The 21015-nt window shown below is 74.9% G+C and carries 24 protein-coding genes; 18 read left to right on the forward strand and 6 right to left on the reverse strand.

What is annotated here, in order from left to right; genetic code table 11:
• Positions 1-7: 7 nt before the first annotated feature.
• Together D0Z06_RS01865 and tsaE are read left to right on the forward strand one after the other, a co-directional pair.
• Positions 8-637, forward strand: a complete 630-nt coding sequence (locus D0Z06_RS01865) for a uracil-DNA glycosylase (protein WP_117375659.1) — start codon at positions 8-10, stop codon at positions 635-637.
• The gene (gene tsaE / locus D0Z06_RS01870) at positions 634-1086 is read left to right on the forward strand and encodes a tRNA (adenosine(37)-N6)-threonylcarbamoyltransferase complex ATPase subunit type 1 TsaE (protein ID WP_117375660.1); all 453 of its coding nucleotides are present in this window, start codon (positions 634-636) and stop codon (positions 1084-1086) included. Before D0Z06_RS01865 ends, tsaE begins: the two co-directional genes overlap by 4 nt.
• A gap of 7 nt (positions 1087-1093) precedes the next feature.
• Here the strand turns inward: tsaE and D0Z06_RS01875 are convergent, their stop codons facing one another.
• Positions 1094-1525: a TA system VapC family ribonuclease toxin gene (locus tag D0Z06_RS01875; RefSeq protein WP_117375661.1), complete on the reverse strand. Its 432-nt coding sequence runs from the start codon at positions 1523-1525 to the stop codon at positions 1094-1096.
• A gap of 6 nt (positions 1526-1531) precedes the next feature.
• Positions 1532-1753: an antitoxin gene (locus D0Z06_RS01880; protein ID WP_117375662.1), complete on the reverse strand. Its 222-nt coding sequence runs from the start codon at positions 1751-1753 to the stop codon at positions 1532-1534.
• A gap of 76 nt (positions 1754-1829) precedes the next feature.
• On the opposite strand from D0Z06_RS01880, the gene tsaB reads away from it, so the two are divergent.
• From tsaB to tsaD, 3 genes are all read left to right on the forward strand, one after another.
• A complete protein-coding gene (gene tsaB, locus D0Z06_RS01885) occupies positions 1830-2465 on the forward strand; it encodes a tRNA (adenosine(37)-N6)-threonylcarbamoyltransferase complex dimerization subunit type 1 TsaB (protein WP_117375663.1) in 636 nt (211 codons plus the stop codon).
• The gene (gene rimI / locus D0Z06_RS01890; protein WP_117375664.1) at positions 2462-2914 is read left to right on the forward strand and encodes a ribosomal protein S18-alanine N-acetyltransferase; all 453 of its coding nucleotides are present in this window, start codon (positions 2462-2464) and stop codon (positions 2912-2914) included. The genes tsaB and rimI overlap by 4 nt, the downstream gene beginning before the upstream one ends.
• Positions 2915-3064: 150 nt before the next feature.
• Positions 3065-4102 carry a tRNA (adenosine(37)-N6)-threonylcarbamoyltransferase complex transferase subunit TsaD gene (gene tsaD, locus D0Z06_RS01895; protein ID WP_117375665.1) on the forward strand — a complete coding sequence of 346 codons (1038 nt, stop codon included), beginning with the start codon at positions 3065-3067 and terminating at the stop codon, positions 4100-4102.
• 20 nt (positions 4103-4122) lie between these two features.
• Here the strand turns inward: tsaD and D0Z06_RS01900 are convergent, their stop codons facing one another.
• Positions 4123-5337, reverse strand: coding sequence for a THUMP-like domain-containing protein (locus D0Z06_RS01900; RefSeq protein ID WP_117375666.1), 1215 nt, complete (start codon positions 5335-5337; stop codon positions 4123-4125).
• Positions 5338-5527: 190 nt separating this feature from the next.
• Between D0Z06_RS01900 and groES the strand changes: the two genes are divergently transcribed.
• A complete protein-coding gene (groES, locus tag D0Z06_RS01905; RefSeq protein ID WP_097205740.1) occupies positions 5528-5836 on the forward strand; it encodes a co-chaperone GroES in 309 nt (102 codons plus the stop codon).
• Between the two features lie 222 nt (positions 5837-6058).
• Positions 6059-7696 (forward strand): chaperonin GroEL, encoded by a 1638-nt coding sequence (gene groL / locus D0Z06_RS01910; RefSeq protein ID WP_117375667.1) that lies wholly within the window; start codon positions 6059-6061, stop codon positions 7694-7696.
• Positions 7697-7882: 186 nt separating this feature from the next.
• Here groL and D0Z06_RS01915 read toward each other — a convergent pair whose 3' ends face one another.
• A complete protein-coding gene (locus tag D0Z06_RS01915) occupies positions 7883-8269 on the reverse strand; it encodes a MarR family winged helix-turn-helix transcriptional regulator (protein WP_199522058.1) in 387 nt (128 codons plus the stop codon).
• Positions 8270-8318: 49 nt separating this feature from the next.
• Between D0Z06_RS01915 and D0Z06_RS01920 the strand changes: the two genes are divergently transcribed.
• Positions 8319-8828 (forward strand): hypothetical protein, encoded by a 510-nt coding sequence (locus D0Z06_RS01920; RefSeq protein ID WP_117375668.1) that lies wholly within the window; start codon positions 8319-8321, stop codon positions 8826-8828.
• 61 nt (positions 8829-8889) lie between these two features.
• On the opposite strand, the gene D0Z06_RS01925 is transcribed toward D0Z06_RS01920, so the two are convergent.
• Positions 8890-9189, reverse strand: coding sequence for a WhiB family transcriptional regulator (locus D0Z06_RS01925; RefSeq protein ID WP_117375669.1), 300 nt, complete (start codon positions 9187-9189; stop codon positions 8890-8892).
• 259 nt (positions 9190-9448) lie between these two features.
• Between D0Z06_RS01925 and D0Z06_RS01930 the strand changes: the two genes are divergently transcribed.
• The 7 genes from D0Z06_RS01930 (at position 9449) to D0Z06_RS01960 (ending at position 16208) form a co-directional block, all read left to right on the forward strand.
• Positions 9449-10198: a helix-turn-helix transcriptional regulator gene (locus D0Z06_RS01930; RefSeq protein WP_117375670.1), complete on the forward strand. Its 750-nt coding sequence runs from the start codon at positions 9449-9451 to the stop codon at positions 10196-10198.
• Between the two features lie 483 nt (positions 10199-10681).
• Positions 10682-11650, forward strand: coding sequence for a tripartite tricarboxylate transporter substrate binding protein (locus D0Z06_RS01935; RefSeq protein ID WP_117375671.1), 969 nt, complete (start codon positions 10682-10684; stop codon positions 11648-11650).
• A 44-nt stretch (positions 11651-11694) separates the two neighbouring features.
• On the forward strand, positions 11695-12684 hold the full coding sequence (locus tag D0Z06_RS01940) for a Bug family tripartite tricarboxylate transporter substrate binding protein (protein ID WP_117375672.1): 990 nt from the start codon (positions 11695-11697) through the stop codon (positions 12682-12684).
• 44 nt (positions 12685-12728) lie between these two features.
• Positions 12729-13181, forward strand: coding sequence for a tripartite tricarboxylate transporter TctB family protein (locus tag D0Z06_RS01945; protein WP_117375673.1), 453 nt, complete (start codon positions 12729-12731; stop codon positions 13179-13181).
• A gap of 1 nt (position 13182) precedes the next feature.
• Positions 13183-14802: a tripartite tricarboxylate transporter permease gene (locus D0Z06_RS01950; protein WP_117375674.1), complete on the forward strand. Its 1620-nt coding sequence runs from the start codon at positions 13183-13185 to the stop codon at positions 14800-14802.
• Between the two features lie 66 nt (positions 14803-14868).
• Positions 14869-15534 (forward strand): 3-oxoacid CoA-transferase subunit A, encoded by a 666-nt coding sequence (locus tag D0Z06_RS01955; RefSeq protein ID WP_117375779.1) that lies wholly within the window; start codon positions 14869-14871, stop codon positions 15532-15534.
• Positions 15531-16208: a 3-oxoacid CoA-transferase subunit B gene (locus D0Z06_RS01960; protein WP_117375675.1), complete on the forward strand. Its 678-nt coding sequence runs from the start codon at positions 15531-15533 to the stop codon at positions 16206-16208. The genes D0Z06_RS01955 and D0Z06_RS01960 overlap by 4 nt, the downstream gene beginning before the upstream one ends.
• A gap of 18 nt (positions 16209-16226) precedes the next feature.
• Here D0Z06_RS01960 and D0Z06_RS01965 read toward each other — a convergent pair whose 3' ends face one another.
• The gene (locus D0Z06_RS01965; protein WP_117375676.1) at positions 16227-16619 is read right to left on the reverse strand and encodes a DUF5319 family protein; all 393 of its coding nucleotides are present in this window, start codon (positions 16617-16619) and stop codon (positions 16227-16229) included.
• Positions 16620-16739: 120 nt separating this feature from the next.
• On the opposite strand from D0Z06_RS01965, the gene guaB reads away from it, so the two are divergent.
• From guaB to guaA, 3 genes are read left to right on the forward strand one after another with little or no spacing between them, the layout of a single operon-like run.
• Positions 16740-18257: an IMP dehydrogenase gene (gene guaB / locus D0Z06_RS01970; protein WP_117375677.1), complete on the forward strand. Its 1518-nt coding sequence runs from the start codon at positions 16740-16742 to the stop codon at positions 18255-18257.
• Between the two features lie 3 nt (positions 18258-18260).
• Positions 18261-19397 carry a GuaB3 family IMP dehydrogenase-related protein gene (locus D0Z06_RS01975; RefSeq protein WP_199522059.1) on the forward strand — a complete coding sequence of 379 codons (1137 nt, stop codon included), beginning with the start codon at positions 18261-18263 and terminating at the stop codon, positions 19395-19397.
• Positions 19397-20959 carry a glutamine-hydrolyzing GMP synthase gene (gene guaA / locus D0Z06_RS01980; RefSeq protein WP_117375678.1) on the forward strand — a complete coding sequence of 521 codons (1563 nt, stop codon included), beginning with the start codon at positions 19397-19399 and terminating at the stop codon, positions 20957-20959. The genes D0Z06_RS01975 and guaA overlap by 1 nt, the downstream gene beginning before the upstream one ends.
• The last annotated feature ends 56 nt before the right edge of the window (positions 20960-21015 follow it).

Raw genomic sequence — 21015 nt, forward strand, 5'->3', positions numbered from 1 at the left:
TGCCTGCGTGGCCGCACCCCGACCGCCCCGGCTCGACGCCGCCGCCGAGGAGGTGGCGGCCACCGCACGGGCGGCGCCGGACTGGGCCGCGCTGGCCGGGGCGGCGCGCGGCTGCCTGGCCTGCCCCGAGCTCGCCGGGGCCCGGCAGCACGTCGTCGTCGGGGACGTCCCCGCGTCGGGCCGGCCCCGGCTCGCCCTGGTCGGCGAGGCACCCGGTGCGACCGAGGACGAGACCGGCCGGCCGTTCGTCGGCCGGTCGGGAGCCCTGCTGGACCAGCTGCTCGCCGAGGCCGGGCTGGACCGCGCGCAGGCCGCGGTGCTCAACGTGGTGAAGTGCCGGCCGCCGGGCAACCGCACCCCGAAGGCGCCCGAGGTGACCCGGTGCAGCGGGTGGCTGCACCGCCAGCTGGAGCTGCTCGACCCCCCGGCGGTCGTGGCGCTCGGCCTCTCGGCGGCCAAGTGGTTCCTCGGGCCGCGCACGGTGCTGGCCGCCGCGCGCGGCCGCGCGCACGACGTGGACGGGCGGGCCGTCTGGGCCACCTACCACCCGTCGGCGGCGATCCGGTTCGGCCCGAACGGCGCGCCGCGGGCCGGGCTGCTCGAGGACCTGAGGGCCGTGGCCGGGACCCTGCGGTGAGGCGGGAGCACCTGCTGCCCACGGTGGAGGACACCCGGGCCCTGGGCGCCGCGCTGGCCGAGCTGGTGCGGGCCGGCGACCTGGTCGTGCTGGCCGGGCCGCTCGGCGCGGGCAAGACCGCCCTCACCCAGGGCCTCGGTGCCGCGCTGGGCGTGGGGGAGCCGGTGACCTCGCCGACCTTCGTCATCGCCCGGGTGCACCGGGGCGGCCGGCTGCCGCTGGTGCACGTGGACGCCTACCGGCTCGGCGGGGCGGCCGACGTCGACGACCTCGACCTCGACGCGTCCGCGGAGGAGTCGGTGACCGTCGTCGAGTGGGGCCGGGGACTGGTCGAGCAGCTCGCCGACGAGCACCTGGAGGTGCGGCTGGACCGCCGGGAGGACGACGTCCGGACCGCGCTGCTCGTCCCGCACGGCCCCGGGTGGGAGCGGCGCCTGGCCGGCGTCTGACCCCGCGTCAGGCGCCGCCCGGTCCCAGGGCCGTGAGCAGCTCGACGTCCCGGTGGCCGGCCAGGGCGGCGAGCCCCGCGTCGAAGGTGACCACCCGGACCCCGCGCCGGCGGGCCAGCGCCAGCAGGTGCGCATCGGTCACCTGGCGGTGCCCTGCGGTGGCGGGGACGTCCGGGTCGACCATCGAGACGTCGTCCACGAGGAACCGGTGAGCGCCGATGCGGCGCAGGCGGGCGAGGACCTCCCGTGCGGCGGCGGCACCGATCGGGCTGGGCAGGACCGCCCGGTTGGAGGAGACGCGGACGAACCCGCTCTCGGTGACCGGGCAGGTGGCCCACCCGGTCCGGCCGGCGACCGAGAACCACGTCCGGATCGCGGCGTGGTGCACGTGCGAGTCCCACGCCAGGGCCACGAGGGCGTTGACGTCGAGCAGGGCCACCTGCGGTCAGGCCTCGTCGAGGGCCCGGGCGACCATCGACGGCGTGATGGGCGGGGTGCCGCTCGGGACGCGGATGACCGGGAGCGCGCCGTCGCTCTCCACCCGGGCCGGGGTCAGCCCGCGGCGGGCGAGCTCCGAGACGACCGAGCCGATCGAGCGGCGCTCGCTCGCGGCCAGTTCGCGGGCGGCGGCGAGCACGTCGTCGTCCAGGTCGAGCGTCGTCCGCACGGCCTGATGATACCGCATCACGGCATCACCGCCGTACCCGTGGGCGCCCGGCGTCCCCGCACTACCCTGGTCGGTCGTGCTCGTCCTCGCCCTCGACACCGCCACCCCGACCCTGGTCGCAGGGGTCGCCCGCTGGGCCGACGGGCGGGCCGACGTCCTCGCCGAGCACGCCCTGCCGTCGGGCACCCGGCACGCCGAGCTGCTCACCGGCGCCGTCACCGGGGTGCTCGCCGAGGCCGGGCTCCGCGTCGCCGACCTCGGGGCGGTCGTCACCGGCCTGGGGCCGGGGCCGTTCACCGGGCTGCGGGTCGGGGTCGTCACCGCCGCGGCGATCGGCGACGCGCGCGGGCTGCCGGTCGTCGGCGTCTGCTCGCTGGACGCCGTGGGCGCCGGCGCCCGCGCCGTGGTCACCGACGCCCGCCGCAAGGAGGTCTACTGGGCCGTCTACGGCGGCGACGGCGGGCGGCTCGACGGGCCGGGGGTCGCGCGGCCCGAGGAGCTCACCGTCCCCCGTCCGGTGGTGGGGGACCCGCGCTTCGCCGACCGGCTGGGCGTCGACGTCACCCCGGCCGACGTGACCACCGCCGGGCTGCTGCGCGCCGCCGGCCCGCAGCTGGCCGACCCGTCGTCCGCCGGCCCGCTGGTGCCGCTCTACCTGCGCCGGCCGGACGCCGTCCCGCCCGCCTCCTACAAGCCGGTGACGTCGGCGTGAGCACCCGGCTGCGGCCGATGCGGCTGGCCGACCTCGACGCCGTCCTCGCGCTGGAGGAGGAGCTGTTCGCCCCCGACACCTGGACGCGGGCGATGTACCGGGACGAGCTCTCCCGCACCGACACGCGCCACTACCTGGTGGCCGAGGACGGCGACCGGGTCGTGGGCTACGCCGGCTTGATCGCCTACGACGACGAGGCGCACGTGGCCACCATCGGGGTGACGACCGGCCGCCAGGGCGAGGGCATCGGCGCGCGGCTGCTCGACGCGCTGCTGGTCGAGGCCGACCGGCGCAGCCCGGTCGTGCTGCTGGAGGTGCGCGCCGACAACGGGACGGCGCAGGCGCTCTACCGGAGGCGGGGGTTCGTCGAGGTCGGCCGGCGCCCGCGCTACTACCAGCCGAGCGGCACGGACGCCGTCGTGATGAAGAGGGAGCGGGCAGGGGCGTGAGCATCGCAGCGAGGGACGAGCGAGGAGCGGAGCGCTCCGCGGGAGCGACCGGGGACAGGGAGCGGGCAGGGGCGTGAGCATCGCAGCGAGGGACGAGCGAGGAGCGGAGAGCTCCGCGGGAGCGACCGGGGACAGGGAGCGGGCAGGGGCGTGACCGACGAACCGCTGGTGCTGGGATTCGAGACCTCGTGCGACGAGACCGGCGTGGGGCTGGTGCGCGGGCACACGCTGCTGTCCGACGCGCTGGCCACGTCGGTGGCCGAGCACGAGCGCTTCGGCGGGGTGGTGCCGGAGATCGCCTCGCGGGCGCACCTGGAGGCGATGGTGCCGACGGTGCACCGGGCGCTGGCCGAGGCCGGCGTCCGGGCCGCTGACGTCGACGCGGTCGCGGTGACGGCCGGGCCCGGGCTGACCGGCGCGCTGCTGGTCGGGCTGGCCGCCGCCAAGGCGTACGCGCTGGCCCTCGACAAGCCGCTGTACGGCGTCAACCACCTGGCCGCGCACGTCGCGGTCGACGAGCTGCAGCACGGCCGGCTCGCGGAGCCGTCGCTGGCGCTGCTGGTCTCCGGCGGGCACAGCTCGCTGCTGCTGGTGCCCGACCTCTCCCAGGAGGTGCGCTCGCTCGGCCGCACGATCGACGACGCGGCGGGGGAGGCCTTCGACAAGGTCGCCCGCGTGCTCGGCCTGCCGTTCCCGGGCGGCCCGCCGATCGACCGGGCCGCGCGCGAGGGCGACCCGGCGGCGATCGACTTCCCGCGCGGGCTCACCGGCCCCCGCGACGCCCCCTACGACTTCTCCTTCTCGGGCCTGAAGACCGCCGTCGCCCGCTGGGTCGAGGCCCGGCAGCGGGCCGGCGAGCCGGTGCCGGTGGCCGACGTCGCGGCGTCCTTCCAGGAGGCGGTCGCCGACGTGCTGACGGCCAAGGCGGTGCGGGCCTGCCGGGACCACGGCGTGGACCACCTGGTGCTCGGCGGCGGGGTGGCGGCCAACTCCCGGCTGCGGGCGCTGGCCGAGCAGCGGTGCGCCGCGGCCGGCATCGTGCTGCGGGTGCCCAGCCCCCGGCTGTGCACCGACAACGGTGCGATGGTGGCGGCCCTGGGCTCGCGGCTGGTCGCGGCGGGGGTGGCGCCGTCCGCGCCGGACGTCGGCGCCGACAGCTCGCTGCCGATCGACGTCGTCACCCGCTGACGGGAGTGGATCCGTCGGTGTCACCTCGACGGATCCACTCCGCAGACGAGGGCGGTGGGCCGGCCGGCGACCCGGGTGACCACGACGGTCGCCGAGCCGTCGCCCGGCCCGCGCAGCTGCCGGGCGAGCTGCTCGGGCTCGATCGCCGAGCCGCGCTTCTTCACGACGACCCGGCCGACGCCGCGGGCCCGCAGCAGCGCCCGCAGCCGCTTGAGGTGGAACGGCAGCACCGCGTCGACCCGGTAGGAGGCCACCCACGGGGAGGCGGCGGGCGCGTCGGAGGTGAGGTAGGCGATCGTCGGGTCGACCAGCGTCGCGCCGAGGTCGGCGGCGACGAGCGCGACCAGCCCGGAGCGGATCACCGCCGGGTCGGGCTCGTGCAGCCACGTGCCCACGGGCCCGGTGGGTGCGGAGCCGGGGTCCTCGTCCGCGGTCAGTTCCAGCACCGCGTCCCCGTGCACCAGGGACGCCCGGCGCCAGGCCGTCGACACCCCGCGCCCCCACAGCAGCGCCTCCACGACCGTGCCGCCGGCCGACACCCACTCCGCCTCGACGCCCTCGGGCACCCGCGCGTGGTCCAGGCCGGGCGCGACCTTCACCACCGCCCGCGGCACCCCGTCGAGCAGCGCGGCCACCGTCGGCCAGGGCGGCGACCAGCGGTCGGGGTCGAGCCGGCGCCGGCCGCCGGCGCGCCGGGCCGGGTCCAGCACGGCGGCGCGGCAGCCGGCGACCGTCCCGCCCTCGGCGGCGGCGACCAGGTCGACGACGTCGGCATCCACCACGGTGACGCGGTCGGCCAGGCCGAGGGCCGCGGCGTTCGCGGCGGTCAGCTCCCGGGCGACGGGGTCCCGGTCCACCGCCACCACCGCCGCGCCGGCCCGGGCGAGGGCGATCGCGTCGGTGCCCGAGGCGCACCCGAGGTCGGCGGCGTCCGAGCCGGCCACGCGCAGCCGCGCGGCCCGGCGGGCGGCCAGCGCCGGCCGGCCGGCCTGCTCGAGGGTGTCGGCGGTCAGCAGCAGGACGTCGGCGTCCGCGCCGAACACCGGCCGGGCGCGGGCCCGCAGCCGGGCGAGCTCCCACGCCGGCCCGGCCAGCTCGGCACCCACCTCGGCGCGCAGCCGGGTCAGGCCGGCCAGCACCTCGGCGCCCCCGGCGAGGAGGTCGGCGGCCCGGGCGGTGGCCCGTTGCCCGGCGGGGGTGCGCAGCGCGCGCAGCCTGGTGAGGTCGTCGGGCACGCCGCCAGCGTGGCGCACGGCCGGTGCTCCCCCGGGTCGGGGGGCCCGGTTGAGTGGCTGGCACTCTCCTGGGTAGAGTGCCAACCGACACGGGCAGGTGCCTGACCCCCGCGACGGCAGGCCCGGCCTTCGTGCCACAGCATCAGCTCCACCTACCCAGCCGTCCGAGCCAGAAGGGGGCGTCACCGACGTGACGACCGCTACCAAGGTCACCATCAAGCCGCTGGAGGACCGCGTCGTGGTCCAGGCCAACGAGGCCGAGACCACCACCGCCTCGGGTCTGGTCATCCCCGACACCGCCAAGGAGAAGCCGCAGGAGGGCACGGTCGTGGCCGTGGGCCCCGGCCGCGTCGACGACAACGGCAACCGCGTCCCGCTCGACGTCAAGGTCGGCGACGTCGTCATCTACTCCAAGTACGGCGGCACCGAGGTCAAGTACGCCGGCGAGGAGTACCTGGTGCTCTCCGCCCGCGACCTGCTCGCCGTCGTCGAGAAGTAAGGGGACCCCGTCGCCCCCACCGCTCGCGAGCTCGCGGCGGGGCCCTGCGACGGGGCCGGTTCCAGCACCCTGCGACGGGGCCGGTTCCAGCACCCTGCGACGGGGCCGATCCCGGCCCTCACAGGGGTCGTTCCAGCACCTCGCGTCCGCCCCGGCGACCCGTACTGACCGGGTCCCGGGGCGGACGTCTTCACCCCTGCACCTCTTGATCGGAAGGGCCCCATGGCCAAGATCATCAAGTTCAACGAGGACGCCCGCCGCGCGCTCGAGCGCGGCGTGGGCAAGCTGTCCGACGCGGTCAAGGTGACCCTCGGCCCGCGCGGCCGCAACGTCGTCCTCGACAAGAAGTTCGGCGCCCCGACCATCACCAACGACGGCGTCACCATCGCCCGCGAGGTCGAGCTCGAGGACCCGTACGAGAACCTCGGCGCCCAGCTGGCCAAGAACGTCGCCACCAAGACCAACGACGTCGCCGGTGACGGCACCACCACGGCCACCGTGCTGGCCCAGGCGCTGGTCCACCAGGGCATGCGGACCGTCGCCGCCGGCGCCAACCCCATGAGCCTCGGCCGGGGCATGCGCGCCGCCGCCGAGGCGATCACCGCGGAGCTGGACTCGGTCGCCATCCCGGTCGACGACCAGCGCTCGATCGCCGAGGTCGCGACCATCTCCGCGCAGGACGCCGAGGTCGGTCGGCTCATCGGCGAGGCGATGGAGAAGGTCGGCAAGGACGGCGTCATCACCGTCGAGGAGAGCACCACCCTCTCCACCGAGCTCGAGGTGACCGAGGGCGTCCAGTTCGACAAGGGCTACCTCTCGCCGTACTTCGTCACCGACTCCGAGGCGATGGAGGCCGTCCTCGACGACGCCCTCGTCCTCCTGGTCAGCGGCAAGATCAGCGCGCTGGCCGACCTCCTGCCGCTGCTGGAGAAGGTGCTGTCCACCGGCAGCCGGCCGCTGCTGATCGTCGCCGAGGACGTCGAGGGCGAGGCGCTGTCCACCCTGGTCGTCAACTCCATCCGCAAGACCGTCAAGGTCGCCGCGGTGAAGTCGCCGTACTTCGGTGACCGGCGCAAGGCCTTCATGACCGACCTCGCCGTCGTCACCGGCGGTCAGGTGGTCAGCGAGGACGTCGGCCTCAAGCTCGACTCCGTCGGCCTCGAAGTGCTCGGCACCGCTCGCCGGGTGACCGTCACCAAGGACGCCACCACCATCGTCGACGGCGGCGGGACGACGCAGGCCATCGGCGACCGCGTCGCGCAGATCCGCCGCGAGATCGAGGCGACCGACTCCGACTGGGACCGCGAGAAGCTGCACGAGCGGCTGGCCAAGCTGGCCGGCGGCATCGGGGTCATCCGCGTCGGCGCGGCCACCGAGGTCGAGATGAAGGAGAAGAAGCACCGGATCGAGGACGCCATCGCCGCCACCCGCGCCGCGGTGGAGGAGGGCGTCGTCCCCGGTGGCGGTTCGGCCCTGGTGCACGCGGCCGCCGCGATCGACGCCCTCGACCTCACCGGTGACGAGCTGATCGGCGCCCGCGCCGTGAAGACCGCCCTCGACGAGCCGCTGGTGCGGATCGCCGAGAACGCCGGCGTCGAGGGTCGTGTCGTGGTCGCCAAGGTCCGCGAGGCCGGCAAGGGCTCGGGCTTCAACGCCGCGACCGGCGAGTACGGCGACCTGGCCGCCCAGGGCGTCATCGACCCGGTCAAGGTCACCAAGGCGGCGCTGTCCAACGCCGTGTCGATCGCTTCCATGGTGCTCACCACCGACTCCGCCGTCGTCGAGGCGCCGGAGGAGGAGCACGAGCACGCGGGGCACCACACCCACGGCCACTCGCACGGCCACGGGCACGCCCACTGAGCGAGGACCCGGGTCAGGGGCGCGCCCACCGGGCGCGAGCCGCTGACCCGGGTCCGAGTCGATGGCGGGGGTCGGTCCGGTCCGCCGGGCCGGCCCCCGTCGCCGTCCCCGTCCCGGGCTCGGGCGCTCAGCCGGTGTCGGTGACGAGCGCGGCGACGAGCCGGCGGACGACGTCCCGGCACGCGGTCAGCTCGGCCGCGGTCGCGCCCGCGGCCGCCAGCACCCGTGCGCGCTGGTCGTCGCCCCGCCGGACGAGGTCCTCGAGCGTCCGGCGCCCTCGTCGGTGACCGACAGCAGCGGTGCGGGCCGGTGGTCCGGGTTGGCCGCGCGCGCCAGGAGGCCGGCAGCGACCAGGTCGTCGGCCACCCGCTGGACCGACTGCCGCGCCAGGCCGAGCCGGCGCGCGGTGCCGGCGGCGGTGCGGGGCGCGTCGGACAGCACGCTGAGCACGTGCCACCGGGCCGCGGTCTGCCCCGCGCCGGCGGCGATCGCCTCGCTCGTGCGGCGCGAGGTGCCGGCGAGCTCGTAGACGTCGGCGACGAGCAGGCGGTAGGCCGTGAGGACGTCGTCCATGTGTGACAGCACACTGCCGTGATGGCAGGGTGCTGACGGAGGTGGCGACATGCTGGCGGACGCGCTGCACGCGCCCGGCCCGGCGCCCGGGGTCGACCTCGACGACTTCGGGCGCCTCGTGGGGGCCTGGGACCTCGACTGGACCGGCCTGGGCCCCGACGGCGCCTGGCACCGGGCCGAGGGGGAACTGCACGTGGGCTGGGTGCTGGGCGGCCGTGCCGTCCAGGACGTCTGGATCGTCCCCGGCCGGGGGCGGCCCGGCGCGGGCCTCCCGCCGCTGGCCTTCCACGGGACGACGGTCCGCTTCCGGGACCCGGCCGGGGGCCGCTGGCTGTCGACCTGGATGGACCCGGTCAACGGCCGGGTCCGGCGCTTCGTCGGCCGCCGGCAGGGGGAGGACGTCGTCCTGCTCAGCGATGACGAGGAGCCCCGGCTGCGCTGGCGGTTCACCGGCGTCACCCCCGGCGCCTTCACCTGGTCGGCGGAGACCTCCCGCGACCGGGGCGCCACGTGGGTGCACGACGAGCGCATGGCCGCCCGGCGCCACGAGGGCGGGTGAGCGACCGAGGGCCGGTCCAGCAGGTGCTGGACCGGCCCTCGGTGAGATCAGGGGGGCGGGCTCACACGCCCGCGGCGACGGCGGCGGGCTCCGCGGCGATCAGCCGGGCCCGCTCCTCCTCGCTCATGCCGCCCCAGACGCCGTAGGGCTCGCGGACGGCCAGGGCGTGCTTCAGGCAGGCGTCGACGACGGGGCAGCGGGCGCACACGGCCTTGGCGGCCTGCTGGCGCCGGGCCCGGGCCGGGCCGCGCTCACCGTCCGGGTGGAAGAACAGGGCGGTGCTCTCGCCACGGCAGGCCCCGTGCAGCTGCCAGTCCCACACCTCGGCCACGGGTGTCGGGAGTCGGCGGATGTCGGCCATGTCGGTCCTCCTCGGCTCGGTGCCAGCCGGAGGGGACATACCGGCCGCACGGGGCCGGTGCCCTTCGCCTCGACGGGTCAAACACACGTCGACCCCGCATTTTCCCGGTTCCGCCCTCCCTCCGCTGGGTGAGAGGCGCTGTCGCCGCCCCGGGCAGTCGATCAAGGTGATCCCAGGTCGTGCCGTACCCGTGGGGAGCCCCTCGCGGGGCGGCCGTGATCCGGGGGCATGGACGTCGCCGGGGGGACGAGGAGCAACCGTGATCGACGACAGGATGCGGGGCCCGGGTCAGGGCACCACCACCGTCTGGGTCTACGACGAGCGCCGGCGGGTGCGCGACGACATCGCCGGCCGCCTGGTGGCGCTGCCGTTCGTCAGCCGGGTCGAGGTCGTCGGGGACGCCGCCGCGCTCATGGCCCGTCTGGCCACCCGGATGCCCGACGTCCTGCTGATCGGCACCCAGCGCGCCGTCGACTCCGGCCTGACGGTCGCCACCCAGGCCCTGCGGGCGCACCCCCGGCTGCGGGTGCTCGTGCTCGGTGCCCCCGACGACGCCGAGACCGTGCGGGCCGCCGTCGCCGCGGGCGCCCGCGGCTACCTGCGCTGGGACGCCAGCGCGCTGGAGATGGGCCTGGGCCTGTCCCGCGTGGGGCTGCGCGTCGACGGGCGGCCGCCGGTGCCGGGTGCCCCGCACGCCGGGGTCCCGCTGGCCTCGGTCGGCCCCTCGAACGGGGCGCCGTCCTGGAGCGCCGCCACCCCGCTGGCCGGCTCCGCCCCCACGACGGTGCGCTCCACGGTGCGCGAGGTCGCCCCGGTCGCGCTGTCCATGCGGGAGATGCAGGTGCTCACCGGCATGAGCCAGGGGAAGAGCAACGCGCAGATCGGTCGCGAGCTCTACCTCTCCGAGGACACGATCAAGACCCACGCCCGCCGGCTGTTCCGCAAGCTCGGCGCCAAGGACCGCGCCGAGGCGGTCGCCACCGGGTTCCGCCGGGGCATGATGCAGTGACATGGCGGTCCTCCGGGCCGCACCGCGGCCACGTGCCGTCCCCGGCTCGCGCCGAGCCGCTCGGTCGTGCCCACCTCGGGGGACCCTGCGGGCCCCCGCTCGTCGGGCCGCACCGCGGCCACGTGCCGTCCCCGGCTCGCGCGGAGCCGCTCGGTCGTGCCCACCTCGGGGGACCCTGCGGGCCCCCGCTCGCCGGGCCGCACCGCGGCCACGTGCCGTCCCCGGCTCGCGCCGAGCGGTGCCGCCAGGGCATCGATCCCCGCGGCGGGACGAGAACACGGTGAGCGCCCCCTCCCGGCTCGGGAGGGGGCGCTCACCGTGTCCTCCCGGTCGTCAGGGCGACCGGCCGGCCGGCCCGAGCGGCGCTGATCCGGTCGCTACCCGACCCCGCTGGATCGTTGTGCGTTCGAGACGCCGTCGTCCGTGCCCTGTGCTTACATCCTAGTGACCCGCGTCACAGCCGGATGCAGTCCTGGGGGACCGATGCGCACTGCGGCAGCGCTGGTGGGGCTCGCCGTCGTCGCGCTCCTGGCCGGCTGCGGCGAGGAGCAGGCCGGTGGCGGTGATGCGGCGTCGTACCCGACCGAGTCGATCCGGCTGCTCGTGCCCTACGACGCCGGCGGCCCGACGGACCTGACCACCCGCACGGTCGGCGCCTGCCTCGAGAGCGAGCTCGGCCAGACCGTGGTGGTCGAGAACCTGCCGGGCGGGTCCGGTGCGCTGGCCACCACCGAGCTGGTCGGCGCCGAGCCCGACGGGTACACCCTGTCGCTGGTCACGGCCGGCACCACGGTGCTGACGCCGCTGGCCAACGAGGTCGGCTACACCAAGGACGACATCACCCCGATCGGCGTCATGGCGGAGGTGCCCTCCGTCCTCGCGGTCGGCGCGGACTCGCCGTACGCGTCGGCCGAGGACTTCTTCGCCGCGGTGGAGGCCGACCCCGGCGCCGTCTCGGTCGGCGTCCCCGGCGCCTCCACCCCGCAGGCCATCGAGCTGCAGCGGCTCGCCGACGAGCACGGCGCGGAGGTCACCACCGTCCCGTTCGACGGGAACGCGGAGATGACCACCGCCCTGCTCGGCGGCAACGTCGACGCCGTCCTCATCAACGCCTCGCTGGACGTGGTGGAGAACATCGACGCGGGGTCCTTCGTCCCGCTCGTCGCCTCCTCGGAGGAGCGGCTGTCCTGGCTCCCCGACACCCCCACCTTCACCGAGCTCGGCTACGAGGGCCTGACCCTGTCCGGCTCCACGTTCGGGCTGGCCGGCCCGGCCGGCCTGCCCGACGAGGTGGCCGGCACGCTCGAGGACACGCTGCGCGGGTGCCTGGAGCAGGAGGAGGTCCGCCAGCAGCTCGGTGACCGCTACGTGCCCGAGGAGTTCGGCACCGCCGAGGACCTCCGCGCGGTCCTCGACGAGACGCAGGAGGTGTACGAGCCCATCCTCGGCTGACCCACGCCCGCCGCGCCGCCCCGCCGTCCTTCCCGGAGGAACAGATGCACCAGACCCGAACTGCCGCACCCGCGCTGCTCGCGGTGTCCGTCCTGACGCTCGCCGCGTGCGGGAACGACGGGGACGACGCGACGGGCTCCGGCGGGGGCGCCTCGGACTACCCGACCGAGAGCATCAACCTCATCGTCCCCTACGCCCCGGGCGGACCGACCGACCTCGCCGCACGCACCATCGGCAGCTGCCTGGAGGAGCAGCTGGGGCAGACCGTGGTCGTGGAGAACCGGGAGGGCGCCTCGGGCTCGGTCGGCATGCAGGCCATGCTGGCCGGGGGCGACGACGGGTACACCCTGTCGCTGATCGCGGTGCCCGCGACGGCCACCAACCCGCTGCAGGAGGACGTCGGCTACACCAACGAGGACTACGTCCCGATCGCCGCGGTCACCGAGATCCCGTCGGTGCTCGCCGTGGAGGAGGGCTCCCCGTACGAGGACGCCGCGGCCTTCTTCGAGTACGCCGAGGCCAACCCCGGCGCGCTCAACGTCGGCGTCCCCGGCACGACGACGTCCCAGGCGATGGAGCTCCGGCGGCTGGCCGAGGAGTACGGCGTCGAGGTCACCGCGGTGCCGTTCACCGGCAACGCCGAGATGACCACGGCCCTGCTCGGCGGCAACGTCGACGCCGTCTTCATCAACGCCTCGCAGGACGTCCTGGAGAACATCGAGGCCGGCAGCTTCACGCCGCTGGCCGTCAGCCCGCCGGAGCCGGTCGACTACATCGACGCCCCGACGCTGGCGGAGTCCGGCTTCCCCGAGCTGACCAGCAGCGTGTCCGTCTTCGGCCTGGCCGCGCCGGCGGGCGTCCCCGACGACGTGGTCACCACGCTCGAGGGCACGGTGGAGGAGTGCCTGGGGCAGGAGGAGGTCCGGCAGCAGCTCGGGGAGCAGTACGTGCCCGACGAGTTCGTCGGCACCGACGCCTTCTCCGAGCGGATCGACCAGATCGTCGAGGCCTACGGGCCGATCCTGCAGGAGTGAGCGGTCCGCCCGCGGTCCCGTCCACCCGCTCGTGGGGAGAGTCGATGTCCAAGCAGCTCTACCGCCTCGGACCCCTGCTCCTGGTCGTCATCGGCGTGGCCGCTGCGCTGGCCGCCCGCGGCCTGGGCCTGGGGGAGCTGAGCACCCCCGGCCCGGGTCTGTGGCCCTTCATGGTGTCGATCCTGCTCACCGTCACCGGCGTGGTGCTGCTGGTCATCGACGACCCGGCGGACTACGAGCCGTGGACCCGCGGCACGCTGGGGATCGCCCTCGGGCTGGTCAGCCTGGGGGCGTTCATCCTGCTGTTCCAGGCGATCGGCTTCCTGGTCTCGGCGATGCTGATGCTGCTGTTCTGGCTGCGCATCTTCGCGCGGGAGCCGTGGCGCTGGGCCGTGCCGCTCGCGGTGATCGGCGCCCTGGTGTTCCACCTGCTGTTCGTCGAGGCGCTGGCCGTGCCCTTCCCCGACGGCATCGTCTTCGCACCGGCCCGGGGCTGACGTGGAGATCCTCGACGGCATCGGCCAGGGGTTCTCGGTCGCGCTCGACCCCACCAACCTGCTGTACGTCTTCCTCGGGGTCCTCATCGGCACGGTCATCGGCGTGCTGCCCGGCCTCGGCCCCACCGCGACGATCGCGCTGCTGCTGCCGCTGACCTACGAGATCGACCCGACGACGGCGATCATCCTGCTCGCCGGCATCTACTACGGCTCGATGTACGGCGGCACGATCACCTCGGTGCTGCTGCAGCTCCCCGGCGAGGCGGCCTCGGTCGTCACCACCTTCGACGGCTACCAGATGGCCAAGCAGGGCAGAGCCGGACCGGCGCTGGGCATCGCGGCGGTCGGCTCCTGGATCGGCGGCACGCTCGCCGTCATCGGGCTGACCCTGCTGGCGCCGCCGCTGGCCGACCTCGCGGTCGAGTTCGGCCCGCCCGAGTACGTCGCGCTCACCGCGCTGGGCATCCTGCTGGTGACCTACCTGGGCACCCGCCACCCGGTGAAGAGCCTGTCGATGGCTGCGCTCGGGCTGCTCCTGGCCACCATCGGCCAGGACGCGATCACCGGGACCACCCGCTTCACCTTCGACCAGATCTCGCTGTTCGACGGACTGGACTTCGTCGCCGTCGCGATGGGCCTCTTCGGCGTCGGCGAGATCCTCCACAACGTCGAGAAGACGGAGAAGGCCCAGGCCGTCGTCGGGAAGATCAAGAACATCTGGCCGTCCCGCGAGGACTTCCGCGCCTCCGCCGGGCCCATCGCCCGCGGGTCGGTGATCGGCTTCTTCATCGGCGTGCTGCCCGGCGGCGGTGGCGTCATCTCCTCGCTGGCCTCCTACGCCACGGAGAAGCGGCGGGCCAAGGACCCCACCCGGTTCGGCAAGGGGGCCATCGAGGGGGTGGCCGGCCCGGAGACGGCGAACAACGCGTCGTCCACGTCGGCGTTCATCCCGCTGCTCACCCTCGGCATCCCGGCGAACGTCGTGCTGGCCCTCATCTTCGGGGCCCTGCTCATCCAGGGCGTCACCCCCGGCCCCCAGCTCATCTCGCAGAACCCGGAGATCTTCTGGGGCGTCATCGCCTCGATGTACATCGGCAACGCCATGCTCCTGGCGCTGAACATCCCGCTCGTCGGCTTCTTCGTCCAGCTGCTGCGGGTGCGCTCGGGGATCCTCGCCTCCTTCGCGCTGCTGGTGACCATGGCCGGCGTCTTCTCGGTCAACAACGACCCCTTCGACATGTGGGTCGTGCTGGTCTTCGGGATCATCGGCTGGTTGATGAAGAAGACCGGCTTCGAGCCCGGCCCGCTGGTGCTCGCCTTCGTGCTCGGCTCGATCCTGGAACGGGCGTTCCGCCAGTCCATGCTCCTCTCGGGCGGCGAGTTCTCGATCTTCCTCACCCGGCCGATGTCCGGCGTCCTGTTCGCCGCCATGGCCCTGGTGATCACCGTGAGCACGCTGACCGCCCTCCGCCGCCGGCGCCGGAGCCGGCCGGCCACGCCGGGCGAGGAGGACCTCGCCGCGGCCGACGCGACGGCGGAACCGGAGGGCACGCCCGGCGCCGAGTCGGTGGACCGGGACGCGCGCACGCCGGGCACGGGTGAGCGCGACGACCGCGCCTGACCGGCGGTCCCCGCGCTCTCCGGGCGGCCGGCGGGGGACCGGGCCGGCGCGGCGCAGGGGGTGGCGGTGATCGACAAGCGGGTCGCCTCGACGGCCGCGGCGGTGGCGGGGCTGGCGGACGGCTCCACGGTGCTCGTCGGCGGGTTCGGTGCAGCCGGCGTCCCCGTCGAGCTGGTGCACGCGGTCCTCGAGCAGGGCGCCCGGGACCTGACCATCGTGACCAACAACGCCGGCAGCGGTGAGGGCGACGTCGCCGCGCTCATCCGCGAACGGCGTGTCCGGAAGATCATCTGCTCGTACCCGCGCTCGGCGGGTTCGGTCTGGTTCGAGCAGTTCTGGGCGGCCGGCGAGATCGAGCTGGAGCTCGTGCCGCAGGGCACGCTCAGCGAGCGCATGCGCGCGGCCGGCGCGGGCCTCGGCGGGTTCTTCACCCCGACCGGGGCGGACTCGCTGCTCGCAGGGGACAAGGAGGTCCGCGTGATCGGAGGACGCCGGCACGTGTTCGAGCAGCCGCTGCCCGGGGACGTGGCGCTGGTCAAGGCGTTCCGGGCCGACCGCTGGGGCAACCTCGTCTACCGCGCCGCGGCCCGCAACTTCGGGCCGACGATGGCGACGGCCGCGGCCCTGACCGTCGTCCAGGTGCGGGAGTTCGTGGAGCTCGGTGCGCTGGACCCCGAGTGCGTCGTCACCCCCGGGGTCTTCGTGGACCGGGTCGTCGAGGTGGGGGTGTGACCGCCGCCCGGTTGTCCCCCGTGGAGGTGGCGAACCGGGTGGCCCGGGACATCCCGGACGGCTCCTACGTCAACCTCGGGATCGGCCTGCCCACGTTGGTCGGCGACGTGGTGTCCGCCGAGAAGGAGATCGTCTTCCACAGCGAGAACGGGATCCTCGGGATGGGCCCGGCACCGGCGCCCGGGCTGGAGGACCCGGAGCTGATCAACGCCGGTAAGCAGCCGGTCACCCTCGTCCCCGGCGGGGCGTTCTTCCACCACACCGACTCCTTCACGATCATGCGTGGTGGGCACATCGACGTCACGGTGCTGGGCGCGTTCCAGGTCTCCGAGGACGGCGACCTGGCGAACTGGGCGACCGACGACGCCCGCATGCCACCGGCCGTGGGCGGGGCCATGGACCTCGCGGTCGGGGCCAAGCGGGTGCTCGTGCTGATGACCCACACGACGGTCGACGGCCGCCCCAAGATCCTCCGCCGGTGCACGTACCCGCTCACCGCGGCCCGGGTCGTGCACCGCGTCTACACCGACCTCGCGGTGCTCGACGTGGGGCCCTCGGGCCTCGTCGTCCGCGACGTGGTCGCCGGCCTGCCCCGCGCCGAGCTCCAGCGGCTCACCGGCGCCCCGCTGACGTTCGCCGACGACGTGGCGACCCTGTCGCCCGCCGGGCCGTGACCCCCCGGCGGGCCCTGGTCAGTCGTCGCGGGCGTGCCGGCCGGTGCGCCTGGAGCCGGGCTCCTCGCGCTCGGCCCGGGCGGCCACCCCGTCGGCGTAGCCGCTGGCGTAGTCCCAGCTGACGTAGTCGTCGGGGTCGGGGTCGAACGGCGGCTCGTGCCGGCCGGTCTGCCCCTCCTCCAGCAACTGCCGCAGGTTGGCCTGCATGAGGGCCCAGTCGACGTGGTGCTCCTCGTCGCAGTCGGGGCAGTCCACGACGATGCCCTTGACGCCCGTGGGTTCCAGCAGCGTGCGGAACACCTCGAGCTCGGCGAGGTCGTCGAGGACGCCGGCCCGCTCCTCCATGGTCAGCGGCGGCGGACCCGGCTGGTCGGGGGCCCCGAAGTCGGGGCCGTCATCGAACGCACTCACGTGTCCACGGTAGTGGCCCGGCGGGCATCGCACCGCCCGCCCGGAGCCGCCGCCTACGATCGGACCCGGAACCCCGGGCGCCCACGAGGGTGCCGGCCCGATCCGGAGGTAGTGGCGCCCATGCAGCCCGACGACCGAGCACCCGAGCTGCCGGCGAAGTTCGCGCCCCTCGGTCTCACCTACGACGACGTGCTGCTCATCCCGGGCGAGTCCGACGTCGTCCCGGCCGACGTCGACACCAGCAGCCGGCTGACCCGTGGCATCCGCCTGGCCGTCCCGCTGCTGTCCAGCGCGATGGACACCGTCACCGAGGCCCGCATGGCCATCGCCATGGCCCGCGTCGGCGGCGTCGGCGTCCTGCACCGCAACCTCGCCGCCGAGGAGCAGGCCGGCCAGGTGGACCTGGTCAAGCGCTCGGAGGCCGGGATGGTGACCAACCCGGTCACCTGCTCCCCGGACAACACCCTCGCCGAGGTGGACGCCCTCTCCGCCCGCTACCGGATCTCCGGGGCGCCGGTCGTGGACGCCGACGGCGTGCTGGTCGGCATCTGCACCAACCGCGACATGCGCTTCGAGACCGACCAGCACCGGCTGGTCCGCGACGTGATGACGCCGATGCCGCTGATCACCGCGCCGGTGGGCGTGGACGCCGACACCGCGCTGGCCCTCCTCGCCAAGAACAAGATCGAGAAGCTGCCGATCGTCGACGACGCCGGCCGGCTGCGCGGGCTGATCACCGTCAAGGACTTCGTCAAGCGCGACCAGTACCCGCACGCCACCAAGGACGCCGACGGCCGGCTGGTCGTGGGAGCGGCCCTCGGCGTGGGCGAGGACGCCTACAAGCGGGCCGGGCTGCTGGTCGACGCGGGGGTCGACGTGCTCGTCGTCGACACCGCGCACGGGCACCAGCGGGCCGTCCTCGACATGGTGGCCCGGGTGCGGGCGGACTTCGGCGGCGACGGCGGGGTGCAGGTGGTCGGCGGCAACGTCGCCACGCGGGCCGGTGCGCAGGCGCTGGTCGACGCGGGGGTCGACGCGGTGAAGGTCGGCGTCGGCCCGGGCTCGATCTGCACCACGCGCGTGGTGGCGGGGGTCGGCGTCCCCCAGGTGACGGCGATCCACGAGGCGAGCCTGGCCGCGAAGCCGGCCGGCGTGCCGGTCATCGCCGACGGCGGGCTGCAGTACTCCGGCGACATCGCCAAGGCCCTGGTCGCCGGCGCCGACACCGTGATGATCGGCGGGCTGTTCGCCGGCGTCGAGGAGGCGCCCGGCGAGCTGGTGTTCATGAACGGCAAGCAGTACAAGACCTACCGCGGCATGGGGTCGCTCGGCGCCATGCAGAAGCGCGGCAACCAGTCCTTCAGCCGCGACCGGTACTTCGCCGACGACGTCCTCTCCGACGACAAGCTCGTCCCCGAGGGCATCGAGGGGCAGGTGCCCTACCGCGGCGCCCTGGCCACCGTGGCCCACCAGCTCGTGGGCGGGCTGCGCGCCTCCATGGGCTACGCCGGGGCGGCCACCGTCGCGGAGCTGCAGGAGCGCGGCCGGCTCACCCGGATCACCTCGGCGGGCCTGGTGGAGAGCCACCCGCACGACATCCAGATGACCGTCGAGGCCCCCAACTACCGAGGCCGCTGAGGGATGAACGTGCGCGACACCGTCGAGATCGGGCTCAACCGCTTCGCCCGCCGGGGCTACGACCTCGACGAGGTCTCGATCGTGCCCTCCCGGCGCACGCGGGACGTCGACGACGTCTCCACCGCCTGGCAGATCGACGCCTTCCGGTTCGAGATCCCGCTGGTCACCAGCCCGTCGGACGCCGTGGTGAGCCCGGCGACCGCCGTGGCCGTGGGCCGGGCCGGGGGCCTGGGCGTGCTCAACGCCGAGGGCCTGTGGACCCGCTACGACGACCCCGAGCCCGTCTTCGCCCGCCTCCGGGACGCCGCCGACGGGGGCGCGCCGCCCACGGCGCTGCTCCAGGAGGTGTACTCCGAGACGGTCAAGGCGGACCTCCTCACCGCCCGGGTCAAGGAGATGCGCGACGCCGGTGTCACCACCGCCGTCCGGGTCTCCCCGCAGCACACCCTGCAGCTGGCGCCCACCGTGCTGGCCGCCGGCGTCGACCTGCTGGTCATCCAGGGCACGATCGTCTCCGCCGAGCACGTCACCACCCAGGGGGATGCGCTCAACCTCAAGGAGTTCATCGCCGACCTCGACGTGCCGGTCATCGTGGGCGGGGCGGCGAACTACCAGACCGCGCTGCACCTCATGCGCACCGGGGCGGCCGGCGTCATCGTGGGCGTCGGCGCCGACAGCTTCAGCACCAGCGACGCCGTCATGGGCATCCGGGTGCCGCTGGCCAGCGCCATCGCCGACGCCGCGGCCGCCCGCCGCGACTACCTCGACGAGACCGGCGGCCGCTACGTGCACGTCATCGCCAACGGGCGCATCGAGACCAGCGGGGCGATCGCCCGGGCGCTGGCCTGCGGTGCCGACGCCGTCCAGATCGGCGAGCCGCTGCGGATCGCCGAGGAGGCCCCCGGCGGCGGCATCTGGTGGGACTCGGTGGCCGCGCACCCCCGGCTGCCGCGCGGCTCCACCTCGGCGCCGCTGCCGTCGGCCGGGCCGCTCGAGCAGGTGCTGCTCGGCCCGGCGGCGGCCGCCGACGGCCGCACGAACCTCTTCGGCGCCCTGGCCCGCACGATGGCCAAGACCGGTTACCGCGACCTCAAGGAGTTCCAGCGGGTCGACCTGGTCATCGGGGGCCGGGAGGCCTGATGGAGTTCCCCACCGTCCTGGTCGTCGACTTCGGCGCCCAGTACGCGCAGCTGATCGCCCGGCGGATCCGGGAGGCGGGGGTCTACTCCGAGATCGTGCCCTCCGACGTGCCGGGCGAGGAGATCGTCGCGCGCAAGCCCGCGGCGATCGTGCTCTCCGGCGGCCCCTCCAGCGTGTACGCCGAGGGCGCCCCGCAGGTCGACCCGACGCTGTTCGGGTCCGGTGTCCCGGCGTTCGGCATCTGCTACGGCTTCCAGGCCATGGCCGCCTCGCTGGGCGGCACGGTCGCCCGCACCGGCGACCGGGAGTACGGCGGGACGCCGCTGACCGTGACCACGCGCGGCCGGCTGTTCGGCGAGCTGCCGGTCGAGCAGGACGTGTGGATGAGCCACGGCGACGCGGTGTCGCAGGCCCCGCCCGGGTTCACGGTCACCGCCACCTCCACCGGTGCGCCGGTCGCGGCCTTCGAGGACGTCGACCGCCGGCTGGCCGGCGTGCAGTTCCACCCCGAGGTCCGGCACACCGCGCACGGGCAGAGGGTGCTCGAGCACTTCCTGTTCGACATCGCCGGCCTGGAGCCGACCTGGACGACGGCCAACGTGGTCGAGGAGCAGGTCGAGCGGATCCGCGCCCAGGTCGGGGACCGGCGGGCGCTGTGCGCGCTGTCGGGCGGCGTCGACTCCGCCGTCGCCGCGGCGCTCGTGCAGCGGGCGATCGGTGACCGGCTGACCTGCGTCTACGTCGACCACGGGCTGATGCGCGAGGGGGAGACCGAGCAGATCGAGCGGGACTTCGTCGCCGTCACCGGCGCCGACCTGCGGGTGGTCGACGCCCGGGAGCAGTTCCTCGGCGCGCTGGCCGGGGTCGCCGACCCCGAGGAGAAGCGCAAGATCATCGGCCGCGAGTTCATCCGGGTCTTCGAGCAGGCCGCGCTCGACGTCGTCGCCGACGCGAAGGCGCACGGCGAGAGCGTCGACTTCCTCGTGCAGGGCACGCTCTACCCGGACGTCGTCGAGTCCGGCGGCGGCACCGGGACGGCGAACATCAAGAGCCACCACAACGTCGGCGGGCTGCCCGAGGACCTCACCTTCACCCTCGTCGAGCCGCTGCGGACCCTCTTCAAGGACGAGGTGCGCGCGGTCGGCCTGCAGCTGGGCCTGCCCGAGTCGCTGGTCTGGCGGCAGCCCTTCCCGGGTCCCGGGCTGGGGATCCGCATCGTGGGTGAGGTGACCGCCGAGCGGCTCGACGTGCTGCGCCGCGCGGACGCGATCGCCCGGGCGGAGCTCACCGCGGCCGGCCTGGACCGCGAGATCTGGCAGTGCCCGGTGGTCCTGCTGGCCGACGTCCGCTCTGTGGGGGTCCAGGGGGACGGGCGGACCTACGGCCACCCGGTCGTGCTGCGCCCGGTCTCCAGCGAGGACGCGATGACCGCCGACTGGACCCGGCTGCCCTACGACGTGCTGGCCCGCATCTCCACCCGGATCACCAACGAGGTGCACGAGGTCAACCGCGTCGTGCTGGACGTGACCAGCAAGCCCCCGGGCACCATCGAGTGGGAGTAAGAGGACCCCGCTGCCCCCCACGCCTCGCAGGCTCGGCGCGGGCCCCTGCAGCGGGG

The organism is Geodermatophilus marinus (assembly GCF_003428645.1).
Lineage (GTDB): Bacteria > Actinomycetota > Actinomycetes > Mycobacteriales > Geodermatophilaceae > Geodermatophilus.